Origin of the sequence: Streptomyces sp. NPDC002044 (assembly GCF_040296725.1) — a bacterium.
In the GTDB taxonomy this organism is placed as follows: Bacteria; Actinomycetota; Actinomycetes; order Streptomycetales; family Streptomycetaceae; genus Streptomyces; species Streptomyces antarcticus.
Genome location: NZ_JBEOXU010000074.1, coordinates 1 through 17,442, shown reverse-complemented (window position 1 = coordinate 17,442; position 17,442 = coordinate 1). Strand labels below are relative to the sequence as shown.

The 17,442-nt window shown below is 70.9% G+C and carries 16 protein-coding genes and 1 pseudogene; 10 read left to right on the top strand and 7 right to left on the bottom strand.

Features of this window, described 5'->3' with window-relative positions; genetic code table 11:
* The first annotated feature begins 29 nt into the window (after positions 1 to 29).
* Entirely contained in the window at positions 30 to 938 is a 909-nt protein-coding gene (locus ABT106_RS19340; RefSeq protein WP_502979425.1) for a DUF2470 domain-containing protein, read from the top strand.
* 171 nt (positions 939 to 1,109) lie between these two features.
* Here ABT106_RS19340 and ABT106_RS19335 read toward each other — a convergent pair whose 3' ends face one another.
* The gene (locus ABT106_RS19335) at positions 1,110 to 1,553 is read right to left on the bottom strand and encodes an HNH endonuclease family protein (protein ID WP_351278743.1); all 444 of its coding nucleotides are present in this window, start codon (positions 1,551 to 1,553) and stop codon (positions 1,110 to 1,112) included.
* A 120-nt stretch (positions 1,554 to 1,673) separates the two neighbouring features.
* Here ABT106_RS19335 and ABT106_RS19330 point away from each other — a divergent pair, with 120 nt between their 5' ends.
* From ABT106_RS19330 to ABT106_RS19320, 3 genes are read left to right on the top strand one after another with little or no spacing between them, the layout of a single operon-like run.
* Positions 1,674 to 2,795, top strand: a complete 1,122-nt coding sequence (locus ABT106_RS19330) for a tyrosine-type recombinase/integrase (protein WP_351278713.1) — start codon at positions 1,674 to 1,676, stop codon at positions 2,793 to 2,795.
* On the top strand, positions 2,792 to 4,990 hold the full coding sequence (locus tag ABT106_RS19325) for a tyrosine-type recombinase/integrase (RefSeq protein ID WP_351278710.1): 2,199 nt from the start codon (positions 2,792 to 2,794) through the stop codon (positions 4,988 to 4,990). The genes ABT106_RS19330 and ABT106_RS19325 overlap by 4 nt, the downstream gene beginning before the upstream one ends.
* Entirely contained in the window at positions 4,987 to 5,586 is a 600-nt protein-coding gene (locus tag ABT106_RS19320) for a DUF6262 family protein (protein WP_351278708.1), read from the top strand. Before ABT106_RS19325 ends, ABT106_RS19320 begins: the two co-directional genes overlap by 4 nt.
* Before the next feature lie 3 nt (positions 5,587 to 5,589).
* Here the strand turns inward: ABT106_RS19320 and ABT106_RS19315 are convergent, their stop codons facing one another.
* The 4 genes from ABT106_RS19315 to ABT106_RS19300 all read right to left on the bottom strand — a co-directional run bounded on the left by ABT106_RS19315 (position 5,590) and on the right by ABT106_RS19300 (position 9,135).
* Positions 5,590 to 6,561, bottom strand: a complete 972-nt coding sequence (locus tag ABT106_RS19315; RefSeq protein WP_351278706.1) for a HEAT repeat domain-containing protein — start codon at positions 6,559 to 6,561, stop codon at positions 5,590 to 5,592.
* Positions 6,562 to 6,700: 139 nt separating this feature from the next.
* Positions 6,701 to 7,069, bottom strand: a complete 369-nt coding sequence (locus ABT106_RS19310; RefSeq protein ID WP_351278703.1) for a hypothetical protein — start codon at positions 7,067 to 7,069, stop codon at positions 6,701 to 6,703.
* A gap of 56 nt (positions 7,070 to 7,125) precedes the next feature.
* Positions 7,126 to 8,478: a replication-associated recombination protein A gene (locus tag ABT106_RS19305; RefSeq protein ID WP_351278702.1), complete on the bottom strand. Its 1,353-nt coding sequence runs from the start codon at positions 8,476 to 8,478 to the stop codon at positions 7,126 to 7,128.
* 39 nt (positions 8,479 to 8,517) lie between these two features.
* Positions 8,518 to 9,135 (bottom strand): vitamin K epoxide reductase family protein, encoded by a 618-nt coding sequence (locus ABT106_RS19300; RefSeq protein ID WP_351278700.1) that lies wholly within the window; start codon positions 9,133 to 9,135, stop codon positions 8,518 to 8,520.
* Positions 9,136 to 9,330: 195 nt separating this feature from the next.
* Here ABT106_RS19300 and ABT106_RS19295 point away from each other — a divergent pair.
* From ABT106_RS19295 to ABT106_RS19280, 4 genes and pseudogenes are all read left to right on the top strand, one after another.
* A pseudogene (locus ABT106_RS19295) lies at positions 9,331 to 10,164 on the top strand (ABC transporter ATP-binding protein); the annotation flags it as partial.
* A complete protein-coding gene (locus ABT106_RS19290; RefSeq protein WP_351278695.1) occupies positions 10,161 to 11,030 on the top strand; it encodes an ABC transporter permease in 870 nt (289 codons plus the stop codon). The pseudogene ABT106_RS19295 and the gene ABT106_RS19290, both read left to right, overlap by 4 nt.
* The gene (locus ABT106_RS19285; RefSeq protein ID WP_351278693.1) at positions 11,006 to 12,226 is read left to right on the top strand and encodes a sensor histidine kinase; all 1,221 of its coding nucleotides are present in this window, start codon (positions 11,006 to 11,008) and stop codon (positions 12,224 to 12,226) included. Before ABT106_RS19290 ends, ABT106_RS19285 begins: the two co-directional genes overlap by 25 nt.
* A gap of 13 nt (positions 12,227 to 12,239) precedes the next feature.
* Complete coding sequence (locus ABT106_RS19280) at positions 12,240 to 12,866, top strand: response regulator (RefSeq protein WP_351278690.1); 627 nt, start codon at positions 12,240 to 12,242, stop codon at positions 12,864 to 12,866.
* A 109-nt stretch (positions 12,867 to 12,975) separates the two neighbouring features.
* Here ABT106_RS19280 and hisS read toward each other — a convergent pair whose 3' ends face one another.
* Positions 12,976 to 14,238 (bottom strand): histidine--tRNA ligase, encoded by a 1,263-nt coding sequence (gene hisS, locus ABT106_RS19275; RefSeq protein ID WP_351278687.1) that lies wholly within the window; start codon positions 14,236 to 14,238, stop codon positions 12,976 to 12,978.
* A gap of 10 nt (positions 14,239 to 14,248) precedes the next feature.
* On the bottom strand, positions 14,249 to 14,962 hold the full coding sequence (locus ABT106_RS19270) for an MBL fold metallo-hydrolase (protein WP_351278684.1): 714 nt from the start codon (positions 14,960 to 14,962) through the stop codon (positions 14,249 to 14,251).
* A gap of 153 nt (positions 14,963 to 15,115) precedes the next feature.
* On the opposite strand from ABT106_RS19270, the gene ABT106_RS19265 reads away from it, so the two are divergent.
* Positions 15,116 to 15,901: a peptidylprolyl isomerase gene (locus ABT106_RS19265; protein ID WP_351278682.1), complete on the top strand. Its 786-nt coding sequence runs from the start codon at positions 15,116 to 15,118 to the stop codon at positions 15,899 to 15,901.
* A gap of 190 nt (positions 15,902 to 16,091) precedes the next feature.
* Positions 16,092 to 17,321: a DUF349 domain-containing protein gene (locus tag ABT106_RS19260; protein WP_351278680.1), complete on the top strand. Its 1,230-nt coding sequence runs from the start codon at positions 16,092 to 16,094 to the stop codon at positions 17,319 to 17,321.
* Positions 17,322 to 17,442: the final 121 nt, after the last annotated feature.

Here is a 17,442-nt window from a genome sequence, read left to right as displayed (position 1 = left end):
GTGAGGCTTACCTTAGCGAGGAGGACGTAATGTCTCGACCACATGGGATCCCCCTGCCCAGTGCGCGTCGAAGTTCAGATTCCAACGAAACGGAATCTGCTTTCGACGACGATAAGCAAGGTCAGCCGCGTCCCAGGGAAGGCGTTCGGCAGCTCACCGGAGCCGAACGCGTACGAACCCTCGTAGAGTCCAACGCCTCAGTATCCCTCACTCTGCCGGGTGCTCACGACACGCATGAGCCGACGGAGTTCGGGACGGGAATGCCGGCCGCGCGGACCGTCACCCCGGACGGGGACGTGATTCTCCTTGTTTCCGGGGAATCCGCGGCTGCCAGGGCAGCCGCTCACGCCCAGGACGACGACCTCACCGCCGTGATCGAGATCACGGACGTGGCGCCGGTGTCCGTGACCCATCGTATCCGAGGCCGCGCGTGGCTGGCCGGGTGGCTGACGGCGGTCCGCGGGGATGAGCGCGCGGCCTGCGCGGCGCTGCTCGCCGAGCGCCACCCGGTGGGCGAGCTGCTGGGGCTGTCGGAGTCCCTGGACGCCCCGTACAGCGGGCGTTCGGCGTGGACGCTGCTGCGCCTGGAGGTCGGGGAGATCTCGGTGGACGACCTGTGGGGCGCCGAGCACGTGGAGCCGGAGGACCTGGCCGAGGCCGAGCCGGACCCGATGGTGGCGCACGAGAGCGAACTGCTCCAGCACCTGCACTCGGCCCACGGCGACCGGCTCGGCGGGCTGGGCGGACTGCTCGGCGCGCGCGAGGCGGACGGCATGACCGCCGTACCGCTGGCCCTGGACCGCCTCGGCCTGCGCGTGCGCTTCACGGGCGGCGCGGCCGGCTCGTTCGACGCCCGCTTCGACTTCCCGGAGCCGGTGGCGGACATCTGCGGCCTGCGCCGGGCGATGCACACCCTCTTCTCGGCGGCCTCGCACTAGGGGTGTCGTCAACGTCGTTCCGTACGCCCGCAGGGCGGGCCGTGCGGTGTCCGGTGCGTGCGCTCGCAAGGCGGAGGGTCGCCCGTGTACCGGATGTACACGGGCGATCCCGACAACGCGGCGAGCGTGCGGGCCAGACACCGCACGGCAGGAACGAGTGTGACGACACCCCTAGGAGCGGGCCTGGGGGCAGGTGGCCAGCATCTGCTGGAGCGCGAGTTTCTCGGGGGCCGTGACGGACAGCCGGTACTTGGCCTTGATGCCGGTGTAGCGGCGCGCGTACGTGCACCAGTACGTGGTGAGCGGCGGCTTCCACTTGTCGGCGGTCTTGCTGCCCTTGTCGTAGTTGGTCTGCTTGTCCACGGCGAGCAGGACGTCGAGGTCGTTGGCGTACTCCAGCCGGCGCTGCGGGGTCCAGGCGTACGCGCCGCCCCGCCAGGCGGCGCCGAGCGCGACGACGTGGTCGGTCTGGATCTGCGAGGCCCGCCGGTAGGTATAGGGGAGCAGCTTGCCGGTGTACGGGTCGGGCAGGACGCCCGACAGGACGACGCAAGGGTTGCGGTCCCCCTCGCGCAGCTCCTGGAGGTCCCGGCGCAGTACGTCGTCGCGGGTTATCTGTACCTCTGTCCTTCTCTCGATGCACGTGAGGGACAGGCGTAACCCTTCCCTGTGGCTCGCCGTTATCAGTCACACCATGAGGCACATGGGCGAAATCGACGGAAGAGCACAGTTGCCATGACGTTACGTACGGAGAAGGCCATCTCTCCCACCTCCGGACAGGTGACCTGGCTCCTGGTGGACCAGCAGACGTACCACCCTCACCCCGAGGCTCGGGAGTTCGCCCTGTATCTGCGCGGGGCGGGCCGCTCGCCACAGACACAGCGTGCGTACGTCCCCCGGGTCGGTCGTTTCCTCACGTGGTGCGCGGAGCGGGGCGTCGACTGGAAGACCGCTCGGCTCGGGGACATGACCCTGTTCAAGTTCCATGTCGAGCGGACGCCCACACGACGGGGGCAGCTGCCGTCCGGCAAGACGGTCAACGCCACGCTCACTGCGGTGTGCGAGTTCCTGCGCTTCTGCGCCGTGCACGGCTACGTGAACCACGAGGTTGCCGCCCGGCTCAGCGAACCTCGCTTCCTCGCCTACGCCCCGACCGGCTTCGATCCTGGTGAGGGTGGCCAGCACCTGATGGTCAAGGCCCGCGTCCTGAAAGCGCCAGAGATCGAACTGGCACCTGCCACTCTCAGCGAACCTCAGGTGGGTCAGATCCTCGAATCCGCACACACCGCCCGCGACCGGCTGCTGCTGACCGTTCTCGTGACAGGCGGGCTCCGGATCGGCGAGGCGCTCGGACTGCGGCGGGAGGATATGCATCTACTCCCGGACTCCACGCACCTCGGGTGCCGGGCCCGTGGCGCGCACCTGCACGTCCGACCACGCCAGGACAACGAGAACGGAGCCCGCGCGAAAGCCGGCCGCCATCGGATGGTGCCGCTGGCGCAGGGGGCGGTTCACCGGTACCGCGAACACCTCACCGAGCGAGAGGGGGTGAGCGAAGCCGCCGACTGCGACTACGTGTTCGTCAATCTCGTCGGCGGCTATGCGGGCCGTCCCATGACCTACTCCAACGCCAAACAGGTCATCGAGCGGATCGGGAAGCGCTGCGGCTTCCGCGCCCGCCCGCACATGATGCGGCACACGGCGGCGACTCAGTGGATCCGCGGCGGAGTCGCCCCTGATGTCGTGCAGACCCTGCTGGGACATGCGTCCTCGGCAAGCACCGCCGTCTATCTGCACGCCCAGGACGAGGATCTGCGTGCCGCTGTCGACCGTCTCGCCCCGGAGGTCGCCCGATGACGGCTGCCACCGCCCTCGCCGTCGTCGCCCCACTCGACCGCAGCGGTCCCGAGTGGTCCGATTGGCTCTCCAGGCTTCTCGCTCCCGCCTGGCGGACGAGCGAGTGGGACGACAGCAGAGCACTGTTCACAGCGAACCCGAGCAATCCGGCAACCAGTGTTTTCGCATGTGTCGTGACGGCCTGCGCCACTCACGTGGCGAGCAACGGCAGCCGTTGTGCGGCGTGCAAGAAGGCCCGCCATCTCCAGGGCACTCCGGTGGACTTCGACACGACGCACGCCCCGTCATCCCGGCGTCGGCCCAACGTCACCGACGGCATCCAGCCCGGAGTGTCACAGTTCTCGCTGTCCGGCGTGGCCCCGGGCGTGCGCCAGGAGATTCTCTACGGCCTCCGGCAACGTGATGCCGCCGGAATCAGCCTGGTTCCCCAACGCGTCCGCCATCTCGTGGCCGGGCTGCCCACAGGACTTGGGTCACTCCTGAGCCTGGGTGAGGACTTCGCCTCAGGGCTGCCGGCTGCTACCGCCGGGGTGCTCAACGGCATCCTGCTCCATGTGCGCCGCGCGCATGTCGAGTTCGAGGGCGGCGACCCGACCTCTGGTGACGTGTGGGAATGCGCCCTGGTAGGGCTCACTGCCGGGCGCGGGCGGAAGTACGTTGCAGTCCACGGGGTGATCGACTTCCGCCCCGTCCGCCAGCAGTGGCTGCGCGAACTGCTCAAGGAGTACGGCCGCACGGCGCGGCCTTGCGTCCTGGACCTGAGGCAGGCCGTGTACGCGGCGGCGATCGCTTCCACTGCCCTGACACGCCGCCCGGACGGCGAGGTGCCCGAGCGGTTGTCGATGGCGGACATGAACTCCGTCGTGGACATGTTCCGCATCACGAAGCGTCCCGAGGATGGTCACGATTACTCCACGAGTCACCGTAGGGCTCTTCTCCACTCTTGGCGCAGGCTCCTGGAGTTCGCGCGCCAGGCCGGGATGATGGACCACGTGCCCGGGGGCTTCGCGCTCAATCCCCGCTTCCACAGCATCGCCGCAGTAGAGGTCTCCGAGGACGACATCGGCCGGACCGTTCCCGAACACGTCATCGCCCAGCTCGACGCGCACATTGGCCTGCTGGGCACCTCGACCGCGTACGAGAGCGGCGGCTGGACAGCCGCCGACTTCGCGCGGATGTACCAGTTGGTCTACGGGATTCTCCGGGACACCGGCCGCCGCCCGGGCGAGGTCACCAGCCTGCGCCGCGACTGCCTGGAGTGGATCGACGGCAAGCCGACCTTGATCTACGACAACCACAAGCGACGCCGACACGGCCGCCGCCTCCCAGTCTCCGCGAGCACCGCTCAGGCGATCGAAGCCTGGCAAAGGGAACTCGACCGTCTCCCGGCCGTCCCGGCATGCACGCAGTGGCTGTTCCCCTCTCCGGGACAGCGAAACCGCCCGCGCCGCGGCCATCTGGCCGCCTCACAGTTCTGCAACAGGATCTTCCGCGACTGGGTGGACGAACTGATCCCGGACATCGCGGACGAGCGCCTGGACGACAACGGTGATCCCCTCGCCTACGACCGTACCCAGATCGTCCCGTACGGCTTCCGCCATGCGTACGCCCAGCGCCACGCGGACGCCGGGACCCGTCCCGATGTCCTCCGGGAACTCATGGACCACCGTTCCCTGGACGTCACGATGGGCTACTACAAGGTCTCCCTCAGCAGGAAGCAGGAGGCTGTCAGGACGGTCGCGGCGCTCGCCGTCGACCGGCACGGCGAATCCCGCGGCTTCGGAGATCCCCTGGCCTACGAAGTGGAGAGCGTCGGGGTCCCGTACGGCGGCTGCACCGAGCCGAGCAACGTTAAAGCCGGAGGTGGGCACTGCCGCATCCGCTTCCAGTGCGCCGGCTGCGACTTCTACCGACCGGATCCCTCCTACCTTCCTGCCCTTGAACAGCAGATCGCGGACCTGCGGGCCGACAAGGAGGCAGCCTCGGCCATGGAGGCCGCCGACTGGGTCGTACGCAACCTCGACGACCAGATCCGCGCCTACTCGAAGTCGGCCGCCGAGATGCGGCGAAAGCTCGACGCGATGCCTGCCGAGGAACGGGCGGTGGTCGAGTCGGCCTCACGGGAGCTGCGCAAGGCGCGCTCGGCCGCAGCCTTCTTCCCCGTACAAGCGCTGACGACGCGGAGCCCCGAATGAAGCGAACAACCCTCGCCGACACCAACGGCCGGGACGTGCGAGTCGAGCGCCTGCGCGCCAGCCGCACCCAGGACAGCGAGGCCAAGACTGCGCGCGCGCTCGACGCGGTACTCCGCCTTCTCAGGGCGGGCAGGCGGATCACCATCGCCCAGGTGGCCCGAGACGCGTCGGTGTCCACTTGGTTCGTCTACAACCAGCCCCAAGTACGCGACGCCGTTCGGACCGGCATGGCCACCCAGCGCGAACAGGGTCTGCAGAAACCACCTGCTCCCGGCAGGCAGCAGGTGTCACCCGCTGGTTTGCAGACGGAGCTCGCTCTGGCACGAGACGAGATCAGGGACCTCAAGAAGGAGCGGGACCGGCTCCGAGAACATGTCCGGCTGTCCCTAGGAGCGGAAATCGAGGAGGTCGACCGCCACCGACTGGTGGAACGCGTCCAGCAGCTGGAACGCGACAACGCATCCCTGAACGCCGAACTGACCAACACCCGGGACCAACTGGCGGCCCTGGAAGGACGTCTACGGGAAACCGAGGACGACCTCACGGCCGCCAGAGCGGGACTCCGGCGCGCCATGCGGGCCGTGCCCCCACGCTGACCTCTACGACATCCATCCGGCGCGGCCGAGGAGGTCGGCCGCTGCCATCCTGACGTTGTGGTTCTCGTCGTGCAGGAGCGCGCGGGCTGCCGAGCCGTAGGCAGGCTCGTCGTCAGTTTCCTGCAGCAGATAGACCATGGCTCGTCGTCTGACCCAGTGATCCGGATCGCTCAGTGCATGCACAAGTGCCTCGGCTGCCCCGCTGTACAGATCTGCCAGAGTCTTCGCTGCCTCCATACGGACTCGGCGGTCGGGGTCGTCGGCGAGGGCCGCGAGCAGCGCGTCTTGGGCACGACCGGCAAGAGGGAGACGCCCGCCCAGGGTGTAGGCGGCAGTACCTCGCTCGCAGGCAGAATCCGAGCCGGTCAGGTGATCGACGAGTTCCTCATAGCTGCCTTGGTATTGGTCGCGGAAGTCGGGGGCAAGCCCGCACTCCGGCAGACCGTCGAGCCAGTGCTCGTACCAGCTGAGGAAGTCCGGCTGAGGGAGGAACGTGGGAGGGGTAGCCAGGTCTCCGAGGTTGGCGTCCAGGAGTCGGCCTCGGGCAGGCCCGGTGATGACCAGCAATGTCATCTCCAGGCAGCCCCGGTGGACAACAGGATGGGTGCCCGCGTACGGATCAACCTGATCAGCGCAGAGCGCCCACTGCTCGGGTATACCGCCGGTCGGATCCAGGGCAAAAGGCCGCCCCAGTTGCTGACGGGCATCAGGGATGTCACGGACGTTCCAGCGGGTCAGCGGCAGAAGGCCGTAGTCGGGGCCTATACCTCCGTTGCCGACTTCGCGTAGGAACGTGCGATACGCGGAGGGAAGGCGGGCGCCGTGGACCGCCTCGAAGGCGGCCACGCGCTGTTCGCTGAGCGGGGGACCCAGCCGTCGGCCGCCAGGTGCTCGCACGAAGGTCCGCGGACGAGGGACCGGCTCCGAGCATGCTGCGGACAGCTTGGTGTGAATGCGGGCGACGACGTCGTCCATGGGTCTTCTTCCGAGATGCGGCGAAACCTTGGGTGTGCCGCGTTCGCCGACATCCTATGCGCAGGCGCCTCAGGGCCAAGCGGGCCGGCTGCCGGTCCGCCCTGTCTCAGGCGCCGCGCTTGACCTGTGACTCATGTGCCTAGCAGTACGCACCGTCAACGATCCCCCACGCACGCTGCGAGAACGGCTCAACCATGGCGCGAAGCATAGAGATAACGCGGGTGTCGCAGCCGTTGCGCCCGCCGACGGCGTCGGTCTCGTCCGACCAGCCGCGGCCGAAGTTCTCCCTCTTGTACGTCTGCCAGTTCTTTCCCCACTCGACCGTGAGCCCGGCCAGCAGGGTCCTGGCGGCGGCCGCGTCCGGCGGAAAGCCGGGGCCGGCCAACGGCACGCGCACGACCAGGGCCTCGGCGCTGGCCCGGGCCGCCACCGCGTCGCCGTGGTGGCACCCGGTCGCGGCCAGCAGCAGCGCCGCCGTCGCGGCGGTGAGCGGAGCACGACGTCCCATGTCCGGAGCCTAGGGGGCACCGCTGCCCGGCGCCCGCCGGGCCGGGGCCGTCCACGTCAGGAGCCGCCGCGCAGCCGTTCCCGTACCTTCTCCACCACGTCGGCGTAGCGCGCCTCGGCCCCGTAGCGGGTCGGCTCGTAGTAGTGCTTGCCGTGGATCTCGTCCGGCGCGTACTGCTGGGCGGCGATGGCGCCAGGCACGTCGTGCGGGTAGACGTACCCCTGCGCGTGCCCCAGCTTGGCCGCGCCCTTGTAGTGCCCGTCCCGCAGGTGCGTCGGGACGGAGCCCGCGAGGCCCGCCCGTACGTCGGCCAGAGCCGCGCCGATCGCGGTGGTCGCGGTGTTCGACTTGGGGGCCAGCGCCAGCGCGATGGTCGCGTGCGAGAGGGTCAGCGCGGCCTCCGGGAAGCCGATCATCGCCACCGCCTGGGCCGCGGCCACCGCGATCGGCAGCGCCGTCGGGTCCGCCAGGCCGATGTCCTCGCTCGCGGAGATCATCAGGCGCCGGGCGATGAACCGGGGGTCCTCCCCCGCGTCGATCATCCGGGCCAGGTAGTGCAGCGCCGCGTCCACGTCGGAGCCGCGGATCGACTTGATCAGGGCGCTCGCCACGTCGTAGTGCTGGTCTCCGTCGCGGTCGTAGCGCACGGCCGCCCGGTCGACGGCCTCCTCGACCGTTTCGAGGGTGATCTCCTCCTCGCCCTTGGCGATGGCCGACCCGGCCCCCGCCTCCAGCGCCGTCAGCGCCCGCCGGGCATCGCCGCCGGCGATCCGCAGCAGGTGGGCCTCGGCGTCGGCGGGCAGGGTCACCGCTCCGCCGAGACCCCGCTCCTCGGTCAGCGCCCGCCGCATCAGGGCGGTCAGATCCTCGTCCGTCAGCGGTTCCAGCGTCAGCAGGAGCGAGCGCGACAGCAGCGGGGAGATGATCGAGAAGTAGGGGTTCTCCGTGGTGGCCGCGATCAGCGTCACCCAGCGGTTCTCCACGGCGGGGAGCAGCGAGTCCTGCTGGGCCTTGCTGAAGCGGTGGATCTCGTCGAGGAAGAGGACGGTCTCCTTGCCGTAGCCGCCGGCCGCGCGCCGGGCGCCCTCGATGACCGCGCGGACCTCCTTGACGCCGGCGGTGATGGCCGACAGCTCGACGAACCGCTTCTGCGTCGCCTGGCTCACCACGTACGCGAGGGTGGTCTTGCCGATGCCGGGAGGGCCCCAGAGGATCACCGACGAGGCGCCGGCCGGGCCGCCCGCGCCGTCGCCGACCAGGCGCCGCAGCGGGGAGCCGGGCTTGAGCAGGTGCTGCTGGCCGACGACCTCGTCCAGGGTGCGCGGGCGCATCCGTACGGCGAGCGGAGAGCTGGACGGGTCCTTCTCCTGGCGTTCCTCGGCTGCGGCGGTGAAGAGATCTGGTTCCACACCGGAAGCCTATGCGAGCCCGCTGACAGGCCGCCCGGCTCAGGAGGTCCAGAAGTCCCACCAGCGCGTCAGGATCAGCATGCCGATGATCCCGATGTGCAGGACGGGGAGCACCCAGGTGAACTCGGCGAAGAAGCCCCGCAGCCAGCCCGGTGCGGGCAGCAGCCCTGCGCGGACGTTGTGCGAGGTGACGTACCAGAACATGACGATCGTGGCGACCCAGGCCAGGGAGCACCACAGGCAGAGGGAGTTGATGTTGTACAGGGACTGGTAGGTCAGCCAGGCGCAGAAGACGACGCCGAAGAGGGTGCCCGCGTTGAGGGTGAGCCAGTACCAGCGGCTGAACCGGGCTCCGGCCAGCAGGCTCATGCCGACGCAGACCACGATCCCGTAGGCGACCAGTCCGAGCATGGGGTTCGGGAAGCCGAAGACGGCCGCCTGGTCGCTCTTCATGATGTTGCCGCAGGAGACGACCGGGTTCAGGCTGCAGCCCGGGGTGAAGTTCGGGTCCTCCAGCAGCTTGAACTTGTCGATCGTGATCACCCAGGCGGCCAGCAGCCCCGCGGCCCCGGTGATCACCAGCAGCAGGGCCAGGGCCCGGCTGCCCCCGACCGTCGTCCTCGGGGCGGTGTCCGCGTCCGTACCTCGTGTCGTCATACCGCCCGCTCCACATCTGCAAGGTCACCAAGCACCGGCCATTGTGCCGTACGGGGCTGTGTGTCCACCGTTCGACGGACATAAGGACGGTACGCACGGGGGGACCGGTGGACACGGTTCCGGCAGACGATTCAAGGCATGACACGGAACGCGGTGGAGGTGCGGGGGCTTCGCAAGCAGTACGGCGAGGTCACCGCGGTCGACGGGCTGGACCTGACGATCCGCCCGGGTGAGGTCTTCGGACTCCTCGGGCCCAACGGGGCGGGAAAGAGCACGACGGTGGAGATACTCCAGGGCCACCGGGACCGGGACGGCGGCGAGGTGTCGGTGCTCGGCGCCGACCCGGCGCGCGCGGGCCGGGCCTGGCGCTCGCGGGTCGGCATCGTCTGGCAGGACGAGTCGGCGCCCGCCGAGCTGACCGTACGGGAGACGGTCGAGCACTTCGCCCGCTACTACCCGGCGCCCCGCGACCCGGCGGAGGTGATCGCCCTCGTCGGCCTGGAGCAGAAGCGGGACCACCGGGTGAAGGGCCTCTCCGGCGGCCAGCGGCGCCGGCTCGACGTGGCGCTCGGCGTCATCGGAGACCCGGAGCTGCTGCTCCTGGACGAGCCGACGACCGGCTTCGACCCGGCGGCCCGGCGGCAGTTCTGGGACCTGATCCGGCTGCTGGCAGGGGCGGGCACCACCATCGTGCTCACGACCCACTACCTGGAGGAGGCCGAGGCGCTCGCCGACCGCCTCGCGGTGATCGCGCGCGGCAGGGTCGTCGCCGAGGGCGAGCCGGCGGAGCTGCGGGCCCGGTTCGGTACCGGCGCCACCGTCGCGTGGACCGAGGCCGACGGCTCCGGGCGCAGCCTGCGGACCGAGACCCCCACCCGTACGGTCGCCGAGCTGATGTCCCGCTTCGACGGCGAGATCCCGGGTCTGCGGATCACCCGCCCCACCCTGGAGGACGTGTACCTGCGCCTCACCGGACAGCTCGTCCGGCCCGCCGCCGAGCAGGCCCCGCAGCCGGAGGAAGCCCGATGAGCCGGAACACGACCGCCGCCGACCACGCCCCCGCCACCGCCGATCCGCTCGCGCACACGGCGAAGGCCCTGCCCGGCGCCTGGGCGCTGGGGCTGAGCCGGGGTGCCCTGGAGATCCGGCAGTTCGTCCGCCAGCGCGACGCGATGATCTTCACCTTCGCCTTCCCCATCGTCTTCCTCGCCCTGTTCGCCTCGATCTTCAGCGACAGCCTGGAGGGCACCGGGATCACCGCCTCCCAGCTCTACGCGGCGGGCATGGTCGCCGCCGGCATCATGTCCACCAGCTTCCAGTCGCTCGGCATCTCCATCGCCGTCGAGCGCGACGAGAAGGTGCTGCGGCGCCTGCGCGGGACCCCGATGCCCCCGGCGGCGTACTTCCTGGGCAAGGTCTGGATGGTGCTGGCCACCGGGCTGGCCGAGACCGCGATCCTGCTGCTGGTCGGCTCCACCCTGTTCGGCCTCGACCTGCCCTCCTCCCTCTCCAAGTGGCTGACGTTCGGCTGGATCTTCGCCCTGGGCCTGGCCGGGTGCGCCCTGCTGGGCATCGCCATCAGCAGCCTGCCCAAGTCCGGCAAGAGCGCCAGCTCCGTGGTGGTCCTGCCGTTCCTGATCCTCCAGTTCGTCTCCGGGGTCTTCATCCCGGTCAACCAGATCCCCGACTGGCTGCTGAACGTCGGGGCGCTGTTCCCGCTCAAGTGGATGTGCCAGGGTCTGCGCGGAGTGTTCCTGCCCGAATCGGCCGCCGTCCTGGAACAGGCCGGCAGCTGGGAGTACGGAAAGACGGCCCTGGTCCTCGGGGCCTGGGTCGTCGGAGGATTGGTCCTGTGCCTGCTGACCTTCAAGTGGAAGAACCATCGAGACGGCTGAGCGGCTTCACGCGGACGGCGGGAGCACGCGAGCCCCACGTCTGGGACCGCGCGTTCCTGCCGTGGGACGCCTACTTCGGCGTGGTGTGGCTGGCGACAGCGGTCTTCGTCCTCGGCGCCGACTTCCCCTCGCTGCGCTACCGGGCCCCCGCCCTCGTCCTGCTGGCCCTGCTGGTCCCCTGGTACCAGTGGGCCGGGCGGCCGCTGCTCCTGCTGGAGCCGGGGGCGCGGCCGGCGGCGGCGGCCCGCTACCTGAACGTGGTGCTGCTGCTGTTCCTGCCGGCCGCGTGCCTGGTCGGCGAGACCCGGCTGATCACGTTCGCGCTCGCCCCGCACTTCTTCATGCTGGTGCGGCTGCGCCGGGCGGTGCTGTCGATGGCGGCGCTGACGCTGGTGCCGGTCGCCGGGTGGGGGCTGCTGTGGCGGCCCGAGGGGTACGTGCTCTTCCTCAACTCCGTGTCCGCCGTCGCGACCTTCACCTTCTCCTCGTTCTTCGGTGCCTGGATCATCCGGATCATCGAGCAGAGCACGGGCCGGGCCGGGCTGATCGCCGAGCTGGAGTCCAGCCGGGAGGAGGTGGCCCGGCTGTCCGCCGAGCGCGGCGCGCTCGCCGAGCGCGAGCGCATGTCCCGGGAGATCCACGACACCCTCGCCCAGGGCTTCACGAGCCTGCTGATGCTGGCCCAGGCCGTGCGGTCGGAGCTGGCCGCCGACCCGGCGCAGGCGCGACGGCATCTGGAGCTGATGGAGGCGACCGCCCGGCAGAACCTCGCCGAGGCCCGGGCCCTGGTCTCGGGCGGCGGTCCCGCCGATCTCGACGCGGGCTCGCTGCCCGACGCCGTACGCCGCCTCGCCGCCCGGCACGACCCCCCGGCGGCCGTCTCCGTGACCGGGACGGTGCGGCCGCTGCCCCCGGGCCTGGAGGTCGTGGCCCTGCGGACCTGCCAGGAGTCCCTGGCGAACGCTGCGAAGCACGCCGGTCCGGGCGCCGCGGCGAGCCTGTCCCTGGCGTACGGTCCGACCGCCCTGACGGTGACGGTCCACGACGCGGGGCGGGGTTTCGACCCGGCCCTCCCCTCCCCCGGCTACGGCCTGCGGGGCCTGTCCGCCCGGGCCGCGGAGGCCGGCGGCACGGTCTCGGTCGCCAGCGCGGTGCCCGGGGGCACCACCGTCACCGTCACCCTCCCGATCCGCTGAGGAGCCGTACGACATGATCCGCATCCTGCTGGCCGACGACCACCCGGTGGTACGGGAGGGCCTGCGCGGCATGCTCAGCGCCGAACCGGACCTGGAGGTCGTCGCGGAGGCCGCCAACGGCCCCCAGGCCGAGGCGCTGGCCGCGGACCTGGTCCCGGAGCTCGACCTGATCCTGATGGACCTGCGGATGCCGGGCGGCGACGGCGTCGAGTCCATCGCCCGCATCACCGCGGCCGGGCTGCCGGTGCGGGTGGTGGTCCTGACGACGTACGAGAACGACCGGGACATCCTGCGCGCGGTGGAGGCGGGGGCGGCGGGCTACCTGCTGAAGGACATGGCCCGGGCGGAACTGGCGGAGGCGGTCCGGGCGGCCGTCCGCGGCGAGACCGTCCTGGCCCCCTCGGTGGCGGGCCGGCTGGTCGACCGGCTGCGCACCCGTTCGGAGCGGCCCCGGCTGTCGGAGCGCGAGGTGGCGGTGCTGCGCCTGGTCGCCGAGGGGGCGACGAACGCGGAGATCGGCCGCCGGCTGTTCGTGGCGGAGTCCACGGTCAAGACGCACCTGCTGCGGGTGTTCGCCAAACTGGAGGTCACGGACCGCACGGCGGCGGTGACGACGGCCATGCGCCACGGGCTGCTCTGAGCGCGTCCCTCCCCGGAGCGTCCCGGTCCCCGCGCCCGCACACGCCGGCGGGGCGGGGCGCAGAGCACGCCACGGCGGCTCCCCGTCCCCGCCCCGTCGGCGGCGGCCGTCAGGCCAGGCGGGCCCGGACGGTGTCGGCCAGGTCGGCGAGGGGCACGGTGCCCTGCTCGCCGGACTCCATGTCCTTGAGCTGGACGAGGCCCTCGGCGAGATCCCGCTCGCCGGCGACGACGGCGAACCGGGCACCCGACCGGTTCGCGTCCTTCATCGCACCCTTGAGGCCCTTGCCGCCGAACGAGAAGTCCGCGGCGATCCCCGCCCGGCGCAGCTCGGTGACCTTCCCGAACAGCACCCGGCGGGCCTCCTCGCCCAGCGCGACCGCGAAGACCGAGGTCGCCGCGGGGAGGTCCAGCGTGACGCCCTCCGCCTCCAGCGCGAGCACCGTGCGGTCCACGCCCAGCGCCCAGCCCACGGACGGCAGGGCGGGTCCGCCGATCATCTCGGACAGCCCGTCGTAGCGGCCGCCGCCGCCCACCGCGGACTGGGAGCCCAGGCCGTCGTGGACGAACTCGAAGGTGGTCCGGGTGTAGTAGTCCAGCCCGCGCACCAGCTTCTCGTCGTCCTCGAAGACGACGCCGGCCGCCGTCACCAGCGCCCGCACCTCCTCGTGGTACGCCTTGCAGGCGTCGCACAGGTAGTCGCGCAGCATGGGCGCGCCGACCAGCTGCGCCTGTACGGACTCCCGCTTGTCGTCGAGGACCCGCAGCGGGTTGATCGCGGCCCGGCGGACGGTGTCCTCGTCCAGGTCCAGCCCGCCGAGGAACGCCTGCAGGGCCTCCCGGTAGACGGGACGGCACTCCTTGTCGCCCAGCGAGTTGAGCAGGATGCGGAACTCGCGCAGGCCGAGCGTGCGGTAGGCCTGGTCGGCCAGAATGATCAGCTCGGCGTCGAGGGCCGGGTCCTCGGCGCCGATGGCCTCGGCGCCGACCTGCGAGAAGTGGCGGTAGCGGCCCTTCTGCGCCCGCTCGTAGCGGTAGTAGGAGCCGGAGTACCAGAGCTTGACGGGCAGCAGACCCGCCTTGTGCAGGTTGCCCTGGAGCGCGGCACGCAGCACGGAGGCGGTGCCCTCGGGGCGCAGGGCGAGCTGGTCGCCGCCCTTCGTGGTGAGGGTGTACATCTCCTTGCTCACGATGTCGGTGGACTCGCCGACGCCGCGGGAGAACAGCTCGACGTTCTCGAAGCCGGGGGTCTCGACGTACCCGTAGCCCGAGTTCCTCAGCGGCGCGGCGATCGCCTCGCGGACCGCGAGGAAGGTCGCCGACCGGGGCGGCAGCAGGTCGTACGTGCCCTTGGGGGCCTGAAAAGTACTCACGGGACTCTGGTCACATTCCTCGTCGTGGAGCGGCTTTCGGGTCCGCTGCCAGGCCGGCGGCGACCTCCCGCAGGTACGGGTTGGTCGCGCGCTCGCGGCCGATGGTGGTCTGGGGGCCGTGGCCGGACAGCACCACGGTCGAGTCCTCGAGCGGCAGGCACACGCGGCCCAGCGATTCGAGCATCTCGGCGTGGGAGCCGCCGGGCAGGTCGGTGCGGCCGATGGAGCCGGCGAAGAGCAGGTCGCCCGAGAAGAAGACCGGCGGGGTGGCTGCCAGCCCGGGCATCCGGAACGTCACCGACCCCCTGGTATGGCCCGGGGCGTGGGCGACCGAGAAGTCCATTCCGGCCAGTTTCAGGCCGGCGCCGTCGGTGAGTTCGCGGACGTCGTCCGGCTCGCCGATGGTCAGCTCGCCCATGAGCGGCATGCCGATCGAGCGGCCGAGGGCCTTCTCCGGGTCGCTCATCATGTAGCGGTCCTCGGGGTGGATCCAGGCCGGTACGCCGTGTGCTCCGCACACCGGGACGACCGAGGCCACATGATCGATGTGGCCGTGGGTCAGTACGACCGCCACGGGCTTGAGCCGGTGCTTCCTCAGCATCTCCTCGACGCCCTGGGTGGCCTGGTGGCCGGGGTCGATGATGACGCACTCCTCGCCGGCGGCGGGGGCGACCACGTAACAGTTGGTCCCCCAGGCCCCGGCCGGGAACCCGGCAATCAGCACGTTCGTCCTCAATCGTCGTCCGGCGGGAGGCTGCAGATCGGAATGCTGCTGCTCAGAGCCTACCGGCGCCGCTCATTACACAGCGAACCCATATACGGTACGGCCTATCCCAGCCCGGACAGCGGTACCAGAGACGCACAAGGAGACGACCCGGTGGTCACGAGCGATCAGCGGCGGCGCCAGCTCGCCAAAGAGAAGTACGAGCGCCAGCAGCAGCGCAGGGCCGAGGCCCGGCAGAAGACCCGCCGACGCGCGGCCGTGATCGGCGCGGCGGTGGCCGTGGTGGTCGCCACGCTCGTCGGCCTCGTCGTGGGCGGGGTCTTCGACTCGGACAAGAAGAAGGACGAGGCGGCCGACCCGGCCGCGACCCCGTCCGCCTCGCCGACGCCCCAGCAGTCCCCCTCGCCGGCGATGGCGATCGACACGAAGGCGAAGTACACCTTCGCCCTGAAGACCAGCGCCGGCGACGTCACGTTCGCGATGGACGCGGCGAAGACCCCGCAGACGGTGAACTCGTTCAAGTCGCTCGCCGACAAGGGCTACTTCGACAACACCAAGTGCCACCGGCTGACGTCGGGCGGGATCTTCGTGCTCCAGTGCGGCGACCCGCAGGGCACCGGTATGGGCGGCCCCGGCTACACCATCGCGGACGAGAACCTGGACTCCCTCGGCAAGGCGAACGAGCAGGGTCAGGTCGTCTACCCGGCGGGCACGGTGGCGATGGCCAACACCGGCCAGCCCGGCTCGGGCGGCAGCCAGTTCTTCCTCGTCTACAAGGACAGCCCGCTGGCCCCGTCGTACACGCCCTTCGGCAAGATCGACGCGGCCGGCCTGAAGGTCCTGGAGGAGGTCGCCAAGGCCGGTACGGCCGACGGCGGCCAGGACGGGGCGCCGAAGACCGAGGTGAAGATCGAGAAGGGCACCGTCACCCAGAGCTGACGGGGCCCGGCGGCCCCCGGACCGGCCGTTCCCTCCTCCGCACGCCGAGATTCCGTCGTGCGGGATGCGGACAGCCGGCCCGGCGGTCGCCTATGTTGGCGTTGTGCAGGGCGGGCGCTGCCCGCCCCAGGAAACTGTGGACGATGCCCAGGGGGCGAACCCCTCGCAGGCATCAGGTGGAGGAGGCGCTGTGAGCAGCGACCCGTGGGGCCGAGTCGACGAGACGGGCACCGTGTACGTGCGTACTGCCGATGGCGAGAAGGTCGTCGGCTCGTGGCAGGCGGGCACCCCTGAGGAGGCCCTGGCCTATTTCGAGCGCAAGTACGAGGGCCTGGTGGTCGAGATCGGCCTCCTCGAAAAGCGGGTGCGGACCACTGATCTGTCCGCCAAGGACGCGCAGACGGCCATCGACCACCTGCGCACGCAGGTGGACGAGCACCACGCCGTGGGCGACCTCGACGCCCTGCGCGTGCGGCTCGACAAGCTGGTCGCGACCGTGGAGTCGCGGCGCGAGGAGCGCAAGGTCCAGAAGGCCAGGCAGACGGACGAGGCCCGTACGGCCAAGGACGCGCTGGTCGTCGAGGCCGAGGAGCTGGCGCAGAGCGACCAGTGGCGCAGCGCCGGCGAGCGGCTGCGCGCCCTGGTGGACATCTGGAAGGCGCTGCCCCGCCTGGACCGCAAGTCCGACGACGAGCTGTGGCACCGCTTCTCGCACGCCCGTTCCGCCTTCTCCAAGCGCCGCAAGGCGCACTTCGCCTCGCTCGACGCGCAGCGCGAGGACGCCCGCAAGGTGAAGGAGAAGCTGGTCGCGGAGGCCGAGTCGCTGTCGAAGTCGGCCGACTGGGGTCCGACGGCGGCCCGCTACCGCGAGCTGATGGCGGACTGGAAGGCCGCGGGCCGGGCCCAGCGGGAGTCCGAGGACGACCTGTGGAACCGTTTCCGCGGTGCGCAGGACGTCTTCTTCGCGGCGCGCAGCGAGGTCTTCGCGGAGCGCGACGCGGAGCAGGTCGAGAACCTGAAGGTGAAGGAGGAGCTGGCCGACGAGGCCGAGAAGCTCCTCCCGGTCACCGACCTGAAGGCGGCCCGTGCCGCGTTCCGCTCGCTGAACGAGCGGTGGGAGGCCATCGGCCACGTGCCGCGCGACGCCCGGCCGAAGGTCGAGGGCCGGATGCACACGGTCGAGCGGGCGATCCAGGAGGCCGAGGAGGGCGAGTGGCGCCGTACGAACCCGGAGGCGCGGGCGCGTGCGGCCGGGCTGACGGGTCAGCTCCAGGCGGCCGTCGACAAGCTGCGCGGCCAGGTCGACGCGGCGCGCGCCGCGGGCAACAACGCGAAGGCCGACAAGCTGGGCCGTGAACTGGAGGGCCGTCAGGCCCTGCTGGACCAGGCGCTGAAGGGCCTGGAGGAGTTCGGCGGCTGACGGACCCCGGACACCGCGTACGCGGCGGTGGGCGGTCATCGGGTGCTGCCTTCCAGGAGGGCGACGAGGGTGTCCAGGTCCCGCGCCGTGGTGTGGGGGTTGAGCAGGGTGGCCTTGAGCC